Origin of the sequence: Hymenobacter gelipurpurascens (genome assembly GCF_900187375.1) — a bacterium.
GTDB classification, from domain to species: Bacteria; Bacteroidota; Bacteroidia; order Cytophagales; family Hymenobacteraceae; genus Hymenobacter; species Hymenobacter gelipurpurascens.
On the sequence record NZ_FYEW01000001.1, the window covers coordinates 17,336 to 30,334 of the forward strand.

The window sequence follows — 12,999 nt, forward strand, 5'->3', positions numbered from 1 at the left end:
GACGAGAAGCCGCCACGAATGAGCGCGGAAACAATAGAAGAAACTGGACTGTGTGCGCGCTTTTTGCGAACTTAGTACCCGCAAAGATACCCCCTCGCGGGGGTTTTGGTTGTGCTATGTTCGTTGGTTGCGCCGGAAGGTCTGTGCGCGTCAAGCCTGAGGGGCGCTAGGCCCCTCAATCGGCAAGCATCTAAACCACTTAACCCTTTTCCTGCCAATGTAATATGCGACGTATTAAGCTTCTGGAAGTCCGCTCCGAACTCGGGGCCGGAACCCGTGGTGCCAGCCTGGGCGTAGATGCCCTCAAGGTGGCGTGCCTCAACAAAGGATCCGACTACTTCCGCCGCTTCAACTCGGTCAGTGTTCCTGACCTGAACCACGTGCTTTTCGAGAAAAACCACTTTCCGAAAGCCAAGCACATCGATTCTATTTACACGGTGCAAAAGGGCATAGCCAGCGCCGTAGAACAAACCCTGCGTTTCGGCGAGTTCCCGCTGGTGCTGGCCGGCGACCATAGCAACGCCTCGGCCACTATTGCGGGCATCAAGGCCGCCTATCCGCACAAAACGCTGGGCGTCGTCTGGATAGATGCCCACGCCGATATTCACTCGCCCTACACCACGCCCTCGGGCAACATGCACGGCATGCCGCTTGCAATCTCGCTCGGCGATGATAACCGCGAATGTCAGCGCAACCACGTAGAGCCAGAAACCGAGTTTTTCTGGCGTAAGCTCCAGAACCTGGGCGAGCCGGGCCCCAAAGTAACGGGTGAGCACCTCGTGTATGTAGTAGTCCGCGACACGGAGCACGAGGAAAACGCCATTATAGAGCGCCTGGGCATCAAGAATTACAAGCTAGATGAAGTAAAGGCGAAAGGCACGCGCCAGGTAGCCCGCGAAATCTATGAGCGGCTGCGCTTCTGCGACATGGTATACATCTCCTTCGATGTTGACTCCCTGGATTCGCGCTTCAGCAAAGGCACCGGCACGCCCGTAGAAGAGGGCCTGAATGTGGAAGAAGCCATCAGCCTGTGCCGCGCCCTGCTAGACAATGACCGGGTGGTGTGCTTCGAGATGGTGGAAATCAACCCCACCCTCGACAGCGAAAATACCATGGCCACCAACGCCTTCGATATTCTGGAAGCCGCCACCGACGCCATACAGAACCGGTTGCGCATGGAGGAAGTGGTGAGCCGGTAAACTGATATTTTTAATAGGTTGGTGCATAAGTTTATAGAAGACTAGCCTCCAATGCATTTACAAATGCATTGGAGGCTAGTCTTCTATAAACTTATGGAATGAGAGTTCTTATTTGTTGGTAATAGTCATTTTGAAGGTATTGGTACTAACATCAAATGTTGTAGTACAGTTGTACTGTACCCCAGTCTCACTTTCCGTATAGGGTACGATATATGGCCGAGTAGATGGTAATATAGCATCAGTCGGTAATGTGCCTTCCCAAACAGAAGTTCCTACCCCTTTGGGAGTAATCATCCATTTGGTCTGAGTCATCTCAGTGCAGCCTATTCCTGCATTTAACCCAGTTAAAGAGTGGATCATACATACGCTACGATCATATTTCTGTGTATAAGCTCCATTTCCATTTTGGGTGGCTCCGCCTGTATTATCATAAATGCCATTCTGCTGATTTTTAACAGACTGTGGTTTTACTTGTTCTGCTTCTTTGCTACAACCAGCTAGCATAAGGAGACTACAAAGCAGGGTAATTCTGGAATTGGAGATGTTCTTCATGATTTTTGCCTTTAAGGTTAAGATACCGTGGAATTATAGAACTAATATACTAACCAATATTAGTATTTATTAGAAAAATAAAAATAAAAGTTGTCATAGTTATATTTATGGTTTCTTGAAATTTTGCAAATATTCTTCTCACTAAATCAAAAGATTATGATTTTATGTACTTATCTGTTTTTGTTTAGTAGCTAGACGCTGGTACATTTTGTCCTATGTTTTCAGTGTGCCAGTGCAATCATTCTTAAACGTGATGCCTAGATAAGTTTCTTTAAATGAAGCGGATATATTAGGGGGTGCTGTCGTATCCGCTTTTTGTTGTTTCTATGAAATGCCGTTTTTTCTTGCTCACGCTTAGTATGGCCGCCTCGTTAGTATCATGCACCGCCACACCTTCTTCGCCGGGCACGGCAGGCACAGCAGCTACTTCTGCCGTGGCCATCGTGAAGAATTCTGTAACGGGCACCCTGGCATACCGGGGGAGGATAGCGCTACCAGCTACGGCTGTGGTGCGCGTACAGCTGCTGGATGTGTCGCGCCAGGGGATGTAGCTGCTGCCGTCATCAATTCCGTTACGCTACAAGCCAACGGCCGGCAGGTGCCCTTGGCATTTACGCTGCACTACGACACAGCCCGCATTCAGGAAAACGCCACGTATGCCGTGCAGGCCCGCATTTCATCCAACGGGCAACTCTTATTTCACATTGATGTGTCGTACCCTGTCATCACACGCGGCAACCTGAAGCAGGTACAGATACAGCTGCGCATGAACAAATAAGGGCCGTTAAAGTGGCCTAGCGGCTGCGCTGGTGATAAGGAACACCAAACAGCCACGAGGTAAGCAGTGGAACGGCGAACATGGCCACCGTGAGCACCGTAAGGCCAGCATCGGCGGTTTCGCTGCCTAGGAAGTGACTGATGGGGTGGTTTGGCCGAAAGTGCTCGAACAAGGAGAGTAGCAGTTTCAGGCCCAGCAGCGCAATAACCAGGAAAGCGGCCGTTTCCAGGAACGGGTATTTGCCCATCAGCAGCACAAACGCCTGCGCCACCAGCCGCATAGCCAGAATGCCAATGAATACGCCGGCACAGATCAGGATCAGGTTATCGGTGAAAGCCACCACGGCAAACACGTTGTCGATGGAGAAGGCCAGGTCCATGAGCTCAATCAGGGCCACGGTGGCCCAGAAGGGACCTAGCAGGCCGATGGTGCTGCGGTAGAGCCAGCTTTTGTCCTTATCAATATCCTCCTCGGAGCCGCCTTTGCTGGAAAAGTGGTCGTAGGCCAGGTAGAGTAGGTACAAGCCACCGAGGGGTTTCAAATACCAGAACTCAATCAGGAAGGAAGCAAACAAAATGCACAACCCCCGAAACACGTAGGCTCCAATGATGCCGTAGCGTAAGGCCTTGTGCCGTTGCTCTTTGGGTAAGTCAGACACCATGGTGGCCAGCACGGCGGCGTTGTCCACGGAAAGCAGACTTTCGATGATAATTAGATTTCCCACGATGGCCAGCGCGGCCAGGGGATTGTCGAGGATTTGTTGAAGATGGATGTTCATGCGGAGGGCGCAAGGTACTGACGAGTGGCAATACACGCAGAAAGAGCTAAACAGTTGCCAGGCAAAAATCTCAGTTCAGTATTTCCTACTGGCCTCTGCCTGCCATAGTTGGACGAGTGGCCTACGCAATTTTTTCGGGGGCTTCCGGCCGGGCTTTCTACCTTTGCAGTTGCGGAAGCTGAATGTAGCAGCCGCGTTATTTCCCCATGAAGCTGATTATCCGGACCCAAAATCAACGACGACTCTAGCGTAAGCTAGGGTTTGGCCCACCGCCGCACAGCCTGTAGTAAGGCAGCGGCCGTTGGTAGGCCAGCCCGTGGTTTACGCTGCATCGGTGGTATCGTCTTTTAATATTCATCTTCCGGAATCCTGAAACCGGGCTTCCTCATAAGCGTTTCGCTTTCTCGTGGTATCTGTGCAACAACTAGAACAAACCCTCAAGGCTGCCCTCGGCGCAGCTATCAAGAATATATTCGACGTTGAGGTAGCCTCGCCCCAGCTCGCGTTGCAGCCCACGCGCAAGGAGTTTGCCGGCCAGTTTACGCTCGTGACGTTTCCGTTCACCAAAACGCTGGGTAAAGGCCCCGAGCAGATTGGCCAGGCCATCGGCGACTGGCTGGTTGCCAACGAGCCGCTGGTGTCGGGCTACAACGTGGTGAAGGGCTTCCTGAACCTGGAAATTGCCGACTCGGCCTGGCTGGAAGTGTTTGAGCAGCTGCGCCAGACGCCGGCCGGCACGCCCGTAGAAACCGGCGGCCCCCAGAACGTGGTGGTGGAGTATTCTTCGCCCAACACCAACAAGCCGCTGCACCTAGGACATCTGCGTAATAACTTCCTCGGCTACTCGGTGGCCGAGATTCTGCAGGCTACCGGCGCCACCGTCACGAAGGCTAACCTCGTCAACGACCGAGGCATCCACATCTGTAAGTCGATGCTGGCCTACCAGCAATACGGCCACGGCGAAACGCCCCAAAGCGCCGGCATTAAAGGCGACCATCTGGCCGGCAAGTATTACGTGCTGTTTGAAAAGCACTACCGCGAGCAGGTGCGACAGCTCGAAGCTGAAGGCGTGCTGCCCGACGTAGCCAAGCGCCAAGCTCCCATGATGCTGGAAGCCCAGGACATGCTGCGCGCCTGGGAAGCCAACGACGAAGAGGTGGTAAGCCTCTGGAAGCAGATGAACGGCTGGGTGTACGAAGGTTTCGATGAAACCTATAAGAACATCGGCGTCGATTTTGACAAATATTACTACGAGTCGGGTACGTACCTGCTGGGCAAGGAGCGGGTAGGAGAAGGCCTGCAGAAAGGCGTGTTCTTTAAGAAGGAAGACGGCTCAGTGTGGGTGGATCTGAAGGAAGAGGGACTCGACGAAAAACTTCTGCTCCGCGCCGATGGCACCTCGGTGTACATCACCCAAGACCTGGGCACGGCCGAGCTGAAGTTCCAGGACTTCCACTACGACCTCTCGGTGTACGTTATTGCCGACGAGCAGAACTACCACATGCAGGTGCTGAAGGCAGTGCTCAAGAAGCTGGGCAAGCCCTACGCCGACGCCATCTACCACCTCAGCTACGGCATGGTAGACCTGCCCTCTGGCAAGATGAAAAGCCGCGAAGGCACCGTAGTAGACGCCGACGAGCTGGTGCGCGAAGTGGTAGAAGCCGCCAAGCAAGCAACCCTCGAAAAAGGCAAAACCGAGGGCCTCTCGGAGGACGAGCTGACCCAGCTCTACCACATGCTGGGCCTGGGCGCGCTCAAGTACTACCTCCTGAAAGTAGACCCCAAGAAGCGCATGCTCTTCAACCCCGAAGAATCGGTGAAGCTGGAAGGCGACACGGGTCCTTTCGTGCAGTATTCTCACGCCCGGATTGCCGCCATTCTGCGCAAAGCCGCTGAAATGGGCATTCCGACGGACGCCGACACCAGCACCATCACGACGCTACCGGCCTCGGCCCGCGAAATGGTGCAGGAGCTGGGCCGTTACCAGAGCGTAGTGCAGGAAGCTGGCCGCACGTTCTCGCCGGCCGTAGTAGGCCAGTTCGCCTACGATATTGCGCGGGCCTACAACCGCTTCTACACGGAGGTGAAAATCTTCACAGAGCCCAATGAAACCCACCGGGCCTTCTATGTGGCCCTGTCGGCGCAAGCGGGCAAGGCCATCAAAGCCAGCCTAGGCCTGCTCGGCATTCAGGTGCCCGAGCGCATGTAATTTCTCAACATCAGGAGGCTGAGCTTGCCAACGTCGCCTGATTCTTGTTTTTTGAGTTCAGCAGCAACGCTAGGTCCTGGCGTTGCTGCTGTTTTTCTTTAGCCATTCATCTGAGCGAGGAGCGATGCTGCTTGCTATTGCCTATGAAAAGCGTAGCCGTGTATTGCGGTGCCAGTGCCGGCACCAACGAAGTATATACCCAACAAGCGCTGGCCATGGGGCAAGCGCTAGCCGAGCGTGGTTTCACGCTGATATACGGCGGGGGCCGCGTAGGCCTCATGGGCGCCGTAGCCGATAGCGTGATGCAGCATGGCGGCAAGGCCATCGGGGTAATTCCTGACTTCCTGGCCGATAAAGAGCTAGCTCACACCGGCCTCACGGAGCTGCACATCGTGAAAAGCATGCACGAGCGGAAGCTGCTGATGGCCGAGCTAGCTGAAGGCTTCGTGGCCATGCCCGGCGGCTACGGCACCCTGGAGGAGCTGTTCGAAGTCCTGACCTGGGGCCAGCTAGGCCTGCACCGCAAGCCCATTGGCGTGCTGAATGTGGAAGGCTACTACGACCACCTGCTTCGCGCCCTCGACCACATGGCCGACGAAGGCCTGCTGCGCCGCGAAAACCGCAATCAGCTCCTGAGCAACCCCAACCCCCACGGCATGCTCGACGATATGCTGGCCTACCAACCTATAGCGCTGGAAAAGTGGCTCACGCCGCGCACTACGTAATTTACTTTCACAACTCGTCATGCTGAGCGGAGTCGAAGCATCTCTACCGCTTCGCTGCAATAGGCCTAGGCCAGTTGGTTAGCCAGAGGTAGAGATGCTTCGACTCCACTCAGCATGACGGTTATGTGACAGTCAGGCCACCTGCCGCGAACAATGCGTATATCCGTTGGTTTGTCACTGACAACTCCCTTCAACCTTCTCCCATGAAAGCCTTTGTTCTGTTGGGTGCGCTGCTTGCTGGCGGCCTGTCTTTTTCTCACCAAATTTCCTCCCGCGCCATGACCACTGAAACCACTGCTCCTACCACCGGCACCGTGTACGATTTCACCGTGAAATCCATTGATGGCAAAGATGTGAAGTTGAGTCAGTATAAGGGCAAAAAGCTCCTCATCGTGAACACGGCCTCCGAGTGCGGTTATACGCCGCAGTATAAGGAGCTGGAGGAGCTCTCGAAGAAGCACGGCGACAAGGTGACGGTACTGGGCTTTCCCGCTAACAACTTTGGTGGGCAGGAGCCCGGCACCAACGAGCAGATTTCTACCTTCTGCGAGCGTAATTATGGCGTAACATTCCCGCTCTTCAGCAAGATTTCGGTAAAGGGCGACGATACGGCCCCGCTCTATAAATTCCTGGCCGACAAGTCGAAGAACGGTGCCGTGAGCGATGCTCCCGACTGGAACTTCTGCAAGTATCTGGTAGATGAGCAGGGCCATGTAGTGGGCTTTTACCCTTCCAAAGTGAAGCCCATGAGCGACGAGTTGGTGGCCGCTATCCTCAAATAGAGGGTCTGATATAGGCGGCAGCCTGCGCTTTCCTTGCTGCTGAAGCACGGACGGCGCAGGCTGTTTTTCTTTGTGCCAATAGGAACGCAAGGTTCTCTACCTTCGCCCTGAATTCACCCCGCAACCCGCATGATTCGCACCGTTATTTTTGATATGGATGGCGTCATTGTCGACACCGAGCCCGTGCACCGCTACGCCTATTTCCGCCATTTCGACGACCTGGGCATTCAGGTTTCTGATGAGGAATACGCAAGCTTTACGGGCGCCTCGACCAAAAACGTTTACCAGCATCTGAAGGAAAAACATGGCCTAGAGCACCCAGTAGAGCAGTTGGTAATGGGAAAACGGGAGTTCTTCAACCGTGCCTTCGATGAAAAGCCCGACCTGGATCTGCTGGACGGCGTACGCACCCTCATTGAGGACTTGCACCAGCATGGCCTACAGCTGATTCTGGCGTCCTCGGCCTCTAAGTCTACCATTGATCGGGTGATGAAGCGGTTTGAAATAGGACCGTACTTCACCGATTTGGTGAGCGGCGAGGATTTTCCGCGCTCCAAGCCCGACCCGGCCATTTTCGAGCATGCGGCCTCGCTCTCCAAAGCACCAAAAACTGAGTGTGTGGTGATTGAAGATTCTGCCAACGGCGTGACGGCAGCCAAGGTTGCCGGGCTCTACTGCATCGGCTACAGCAGTGAGCATTCGCCCCTGCAAGACCTCAGCCACGCCGACCTGGTGGTAGGCCACTTCTCCGAGCTGACGGCCGCCCGGATTGCGGCCATTAACACGAAGGCTGAATAAGGCAGATAACTTGTCGTGCTGAGCAGACTCGAAGCATCTCTACCGCTGGATATTCAATTGGACTTGGGCTATATAACGAAGCGGTACAGATGCTTCTATCCCTGGCCTGATGCGCCACATGCTCAGCAGGACGTTCTTTTTTCATTTTACCCGTATGGCATCTTCCGCCGCCTCCGCTGTTTCTGTTTCTCCTGCTAAAGCCTGGCTCTCCGCTTTTCGACCCCGCACCTTGCCGTTGGCCTTGGCCAGCATTATGGCGGGCGGCTTTCTGGCGGCCAGCCACGGACAGTTCCGGGCATCCGTGGTGAGCCTGGCGGCTCTCACCACCATCCTGCTCCAGATCCTGAGTAACCTAGCCAACGACTACGGCGACTCCCAGAACGGCGCCGACAGCGTGCACCGCGAAGGGCCGCAAAGGGCTGTACAGAGCGGCGCCATTAGTCCTACTCAAATGAAGAAGGGCATGGGTGTGTTTGGGTTGCTGTCGCTCCTGAGTGGCCTAGGCCTGTTGTGGGTAGCACTGGGCACGGCCGGCGCCTGGATTTTTGTCGCGTTTTTTGTGCTAGGCCTGTCGGCGATCTGGGCCGCCGTGAATTACACCGCCGGCTCCAAGCCCTACGGCTACGCTGGCCTCGGCGACCTATCGGTATTTATTTTCTTCGGGATAGTAGGCGTATGCGGCACCTACTTCCTACAGGCCTACAGCCAAGTGCCTAGCTTGACGGATACTTTGCCGCTACCCGTGCTGCTGCCCGCTGCCGCGCTGGGCTGCTTTGCCACGGCCGTGCTCAATGTGAACAACATCCGCGACATCCGCTCCGATGAGTTGGCCGGCAAAATCACGATTCCGGTGCGCATGGGTCCCGTTCGCGCCCGCCGCTACCACTGGCTGCTGCTACTGCTGGGCTTTGGTTGTGCGGTGATTTATGTGTCCCTTACGTATCATTCGCCCTGGCAGTGGCTGTTCTTACTCTCGGCGCCGCTGCTGTTGCGCAACGCCCGCGCCGTGTGGCAGCGCCAAGACCCTATGCAACTAGACCCGTTGCTGAAGCAAATGGCCCTTACTACGCTGGTATTCACGCTGCTGTTTGGGCTAGGCCAGGTGCTGTAGAGAGTTGGTTTGGCTGTTTGCTTCTAAAGAACTTCCTCCTACTTTAACTACTCAAATACGCCTCTCAGCACTTGGTCTTGGCCAGGTGCTGAGAGGCATATTTGTTTAATGAAACATTGTTGCATTACATTTCATGTTATCATATATTTGTATGTGAAACAATGTTGCATTATTTCAAAAATGCTATGAATGAGATAGATGTGATTGTAGTAGGAGGGAGTTACGCCGGGCTAAGTGCGGCTATGCTACTGGGCCGCTCAATGCGCCACGTACTGGTCATTGATAATCAGCGCCCGTGCAATCGGCAGACACCGCACTCGCATAGCTACCTGACCCGCGACGGAGAAACACCCGCCGCTATAGCCGCCATTGCACGGGAGCAGGTGGCCCGGTATCCCACCGTTTCCTTCCTCACCGATACCGTAATCAGTGCTGAAAGACTTGAAACTAGCTTTCAGGTGCAAACCCAATCCGGCAAAACCTTCTCCGGGCGGAAGCTTCTGCTGGCTACCGGCGTGATAGATGAGCTGGCCCCTATTCCGGGCATCGCCGAGTGCTGGGGAATCTCAGTGTTGCACTGCCCATTCTGTCATGGCTATGAGGTGCGGGGGCAGCGGCTAGGCCTATTAGCCAACGGCACGACCGGCGCCGAGCTGGTGAGCATGATCCGAAACTGGAGCCAACGGCTCACCTTATTCACGAATAGCCCGGCTGATTTCACTCCCGAACAACTGGCAATCATCCAGCAGCATCAGGTACTTGTAATCGAGACGCCTATTACTGAGCTAGAGCATACTGCTGGCTACCTAACCGCCGTGCGCACTACCGATGGCCAGGAACACAAAGTAGAAGCCATATTTGCCCGCTTTCCCACGCACTTGGCTAGTGACTTACCCCAGCAACTCGGCTGCACGCTTACGGAAACAGGGCACATCAAAGTCACGGAGTTCGGAGACACCGGCGTTCCTGGGCTATACGCCGCCGGAGATGCTACAACGCCCATGCGGCAAGTGGCCGTAGCAGTGGCCAATGGTGCCAAGGCCGGTGCCGCCATAGTCAGAGAGCTGATAATGGCGGGATTATACGCCGACCTTACACCTTTTAACAACTAGTAAATCAATATCACACAAAAAAGCCCCGCTACTTTCGCAGCGGGGCTTTTTATGGTCTATTTATTACTCAGCGCTTGGGGCAGAAGTAGTAGCTTCAGCAGCGGGAGCAGAGCCTTCGGGGCGTGGGCCACGGCCTCGGCCACCGCGCTTGCGGCGGCGCTGGCCTTCCCGCTGTTCACCATCGGCGCGGGGCTCGGCAGTGCTGGCTTCGCCTTCCGGGCGCGGTGGGCGAGGGGCACGGGGCTCACGAGGTGGCCTAGTTTCGCCTTCCGGGCGTGGGGCGCGTGGTTCGCGGCGCGGGCGGCTCTCGCTGTCTTCGCGGGGGGGGCGCTGGTAGGGAGTAGCAGGGGCCTGTCCGGCGTCGAGGGCGGCTAGGGCCGCTTGGGCTTTGGCAATGCGCTCAATGTGCTTGGGGTCTTTGGGGTCGGGGGCGCCGGCGCGGGGTGGGCGGCTGCCGTCGCGGGCGCCACGGCCACCTCCTTCGGGGCGAGGGCCACGGTCGCGGTTACTGCCGCCGCTGCCACCCGAACGGCCGCCACGCTCGGGCCGGCCACCGATTTTACCGCGTAGGCCAGCAAAGCGCTTAGGATCAAACTCAGGAGCATCGCCCAGGCCTAGCTCTTCGGTGATGTTCTTCTTCTCGATTTCGCGCTCAATCAGCTGCTCAATCTTCACCACGCGGTCCTGATCCTGGTCGGAGATGAAGGTGATGGCGGTGCCTTTGGTAGCGGCGCGGGCGGTGCGGCCGATACGGTGAACGTAATCCTCGGCAGCGCGCGGGATGTCGTAGTTTACTACGTGGCTCAGGGAGTCGATATCAATACCGCGGCTCAGCACATCAGTCGCCACCAGAATGGGGAACTGCTTGTTCTTGAACTCGCGCATGATTTGCTCGCGCTCCTCCTGCGTCCGGTCCGACGAGATGCCCTGGGCCACATAACCCAGCTTATTGATGGCGCGCACAATACCGCTTACGGCCGCTTTCTGGCTCGTAAAGAGCACCATGCTCTGCACATCCTGGGTCTTGATGATGTGCTCCAGCAGGTAAATCTTCTGGCGGTCGAAGGCCATGTAGAACTGCTGGTCGATGCCGGCGGCAGGCTTGGAAACGGCCAACCGGATTTCATCAGGGTTCTTCAGAATCTGCTGCGAGAACTCCCGGATTTTGTTGGGCATGGTGGCCGAGAACAGCAGCGTCTGGCGCTCCTTAGGCAGCTGGCGCACAATGTTCATGATGTCATCGGAGAAGCCCATGTCCATCATTTTGTCGGCTTCATCCAGCACCAGATACTTAATCTGGTCGAACTTTACGTAGCCCATCTGCAGGTGCGCAATAAGGCGGCCCGGTGTGGCAATGATAATATCGGCGCCAGACGTGAGAGCACGCTTCTGTTGCTCCCAGTTCTCGCTTTTGCCGCCGCCGTAAATAGCGATGCTGCTAGCCTCAACGAAGTAGCCGAAGCCCGTTACCTGCTCATCAATCTGGGTGGCCAGCTCACGCGTGGGGACCAGAATGAGGGTGGAGGTATTGCCGTGCTTGGCGTGCGAAATCTTATCGAGCAGGGGCAGCAAGTAAGCGGCCGTTTTGCCGGTGCCAGTTTGGGCGCAGGCAATCAGGTCCTTGCCTTCAATGATTTTGGGAATGGCCTGCTCCTGGATGGGCGTGGCATTCTGGTAGTTCATGGCGTCCACGCCGGCGAGTAGGTCGTCGTGGAGGTTGAATTCGTGAAACGTCAAGGTTCAGCGAGTTAAGATGATAGATGGCTGACCTTGGTTTCCTGGTCAGCGAACCGCTTATTGTATGACAACAAAGATAGGAGGATTTCGTGCCGTACAGTCGGGCTCCTATTTTCAACAGGCCTAGGCCGCTATCTGTTATTCACTCGTTTGCTCCAAGGCTTGCAGCTGCCAGAAAAGCTCCTCCTCGCGCACCGGAAACGCTCGCCCATGCATCAGCGACTGATACACGGCCTCGAACAGGCCCATGTAATTGCCGCGCGGTGTAGGTACTTCGGTAGTGGATTTTTCTCCGTCCGGCTGCACTACGGTCAGGGCGCCTTCCGAGCCAGGCAAGTCGTGTCCGTAGGCCTCCTCCGTGGGCTTGAGTCCTTTGTCGAGCTGGGTTTCCTGCACATCGGTGCGCTGCTGCTTGTAGCTGCCTTGCGTGCCGTGCAGCACGTAGGCGGGGCCCGGTGCGGCCACCAGCAGGCTGCCAGATACAAACACGTTCAGGCCGCCGGGGTAAGAGAGGTGGAAGTGAAAATAGTCATCGACGCGGGAGCCGAAGCGGTGGCTGGCCAGCGTTTTGTGCACTTTTTCGGGCTTCCCAAACAAGCTCAGGGCCTGATCGAGCACGTGGGGCCCGAGGTCGAAGCTCAGGCCGGCGCCCGGCGTAGTAGGATCTTCTTTGAATACTTTGGTATGAATGGGCATTTTGTACCGCTCGAACCGAAAGTGTGCTTCAATCAACTGGCCTAGCTGCCCGCTTTCCACCACTTGTCGCACTGCCTGAAAGTCACTATCCCAGCGTCGGTTTTGGTAGCCGAACACCTGTAGATTCAGCTGACGGCCCAAGTCAAACAGCTCGGTAATTTCAGCGGAAGTAGTGCCCACAGGCTTTTCGATGAGTACGTGCTTGCCAGCCTGGAGCGCCTGCTTAGCCAAGGCAAAGTGGGTGTCATTAGGCGTATTGACAACGACTAGCTGAATCACCGGGTCTTTCAGTAGCTCCTCTACGCTGTCGTAGCTGATGATAGCGGGATAATCGGTGGCGGCTAGCTTGCGGCTGCGCTCCGTGATGGCGCGGAGCTGGAAACCCGGATGCGCGGCCAGAAACGGGGCGTGAAAAATGCGGCCCGACATGCCGTAGGCCAGTAGGCCCGCTTGGATGGGAGAATTCATTCGCTGTTCGTGAGTCGTTTTCGTACTCAAGTGTACGAACAACTCGCCATTCCC

At 55.9% G+C, this 12,999-nt stretch carries 13 protein-coding genes; 9 read left to right on the forward strand and 4 right to left on the reverse strand.

Translation table 11 applies throughout. From position 1 onward, the window contains the following. Positions 1-224 precede the first annotated feature (224 nt). A complete protein-coding gene (locus CFT68_RS00075) occupies positions 225-1,199 on the forward strand; it encodes an arginase (RefSeq protein WP_088841400.1) in 975 nt (324 codons plus the stop codon). 108 nt (positions 1,200-1,307) lie between these two features. Here CFT68_RS00075 and CFT68_RS21390 read toward each other — a convergent pair whose 3' ends face one another. Then, entirely contained in the window at positions 1,308-1,751 is a 444-nt protein-coding gene (locus tag CFT68_RS21390) for a hypothetical protein (protein ID WP_141106376.1), read from the reverse strand. Positions 1,752-2,110: 359 nt separating this feature from the next. Here CFT68_RS21390 and CFT68_RS22215 point away from each other — a divergent pair, with 359 nt between their 5' ends. Beyond that, entirely contained in the window at positions 2,111-2,302 is a 192-nt protein-coding gene (locus CFT68_RS22215) for a YbaY family lipoprotein (protein WP_212590350.1), read from the forward strand. 47 nt (positions 2,303-2,349) lie between these two features. Beyond that, positions 2,350-2,529: a YbaY family lipoprotein gene (locus tag CFT68_RS22220; RefSeq protein ID WP_212590411.1), complete on the forward strand. Its 180-nt coding sequence runs from the start codon at positions 2,350-2,352 to the stop codon at positions 2,527-2,529. Between the two features lie 16 nt (positions 2,530-2,545). On the opposite strand, the gene CFT68_RS00085 is transcribed toward CFT68_RS22220, so the two are convergent. Next, positions 2,546-3,307 carry a TerC family protein gene (locus tag CFT68_RS00085; RefSeq protein ID WP_088841401.1) on the reverse strand — a complete coding sequence of 254 codons (762 nt, stop codon included), beginning with the start codon at positions 3,305-3,307 and terminating at the stop codon, positions 2,546-2,548. A 415-nt stretch (positions 3,308-3,722) separates the two neighbouring features. Here CFT68_RS00085 and argS point away from each other — a divergent pair, with 415 nt between their 5' ends. The 6 genes from argS (at position 3,723) to CFT68_RS00120 (ending at position 10,044) form a co-directional block, all read left to right on the forward strand. After that, the gene (gene argS / locus CFT68_RS00095; protein ID WP_088843616.1) at positions 3,723-5,516 is read left to right on the forward strand and encodes an arginine--tRNA ligase; all 1,794 of its coding nucleotides are present in this window, start codon (positions 3,723-3,725) and stop codon (positions 5,514-5,516) included. Positions 5,517-5,659: 143 nt separating this feature from the next. Then, positions 5,660-6,241: an LOG family protein gene (locus CFT68_RS00100; RefSeq protein WP_088841403.1), complete on the forward strand. Its 582-nt coding sequence runs from the start codon at positions 5,660-5,662 to the stop codon at positions 6,239-6,241. Between the two features lie 203 nt (positions 6,242-6,444). Then, the gene (locus tag CFT68_RS00105; RefSeq protein WP_088841404.1) at positions 6,445-7,023 is read left to right on the forward strand and encodes a glutathione peroxidase; all 579 of its coding nucleotides are present in this window, start codon (positions 6,445-6,447) and stop codon (positions 7,021-7,023) included. A 129-nt stretch (positions 7,024-7,152) separates the two neighbouring features. Beyond that, on the forward strand, positions 7,153-7,821 hold the full coding sequence (locus CFT68_RS00110) for an HAD family hydrolase (protein WP_088841405.1): 669 nt from the start codon (positions 7,153-7,155) through the stop codon (positions 7,819-7,821). A 154-nt stretch (positions 7,822-7,975) separates the two neighbouring features. Next, positions 7,976-8,932 (forward strand): 1,4-dihydroxy-2-naphthoate polyprenyltransferase, encoded by a 957-nt coding sequence (locus tag CFT68_RS00115; RefSeq protein ID WP_088843617.1) that lies wholly within the window; start codon positions 7,976-7,978, stop codon positions 8,930-8,932. Positions 8,933-9,117: 185 nt separating this feature from the next. Next, on the forward strand, positions 9,118-10,044 hold the full coding sequence (locus CFT68_RS00120; RefSeq protein WP_088843618.1) for an NAD(P)/FAD-dependent oxidoreductase: 927 nt from the start codon (positions 9,118-9,120) through the stop codon (positions 10,042-10,044). Between the two features lie 63 nt (positions 10,045-10,107). Here CFT68_RS00120 and CFT68_RS00125 read toward each other — a convergent pair whose 3' ends face one another. Both CFT68_RS00125 and CFT68_RS00130 read right to left on the reverse strand, forming a co-directional pair. Then, a complete protein-coding gene (locus CFT68_RS00125) occupies positions 10,108-11,781 on the reverse strand; it encodes a DEAD/DEAH box helicase (protein ID WP_449404430.1) in 1,674 nt (557 codons plus the stop codon). Positions 11,782-11,919: 138 nt separating this feature from the next. Further along, positions 11,920-12,945, reverse strand: a complete 1,026-nt coding sequence (locus CFT68_RS00130) for a Gfo/Idh/MocA family protein (RefSeq protein WP_088841406.1) — start codon at positions 12,943-12,945, stop codon at positions 11,920-11,922. Positions 12,946-12,999 lie beyond the last annotated feature (54 nt).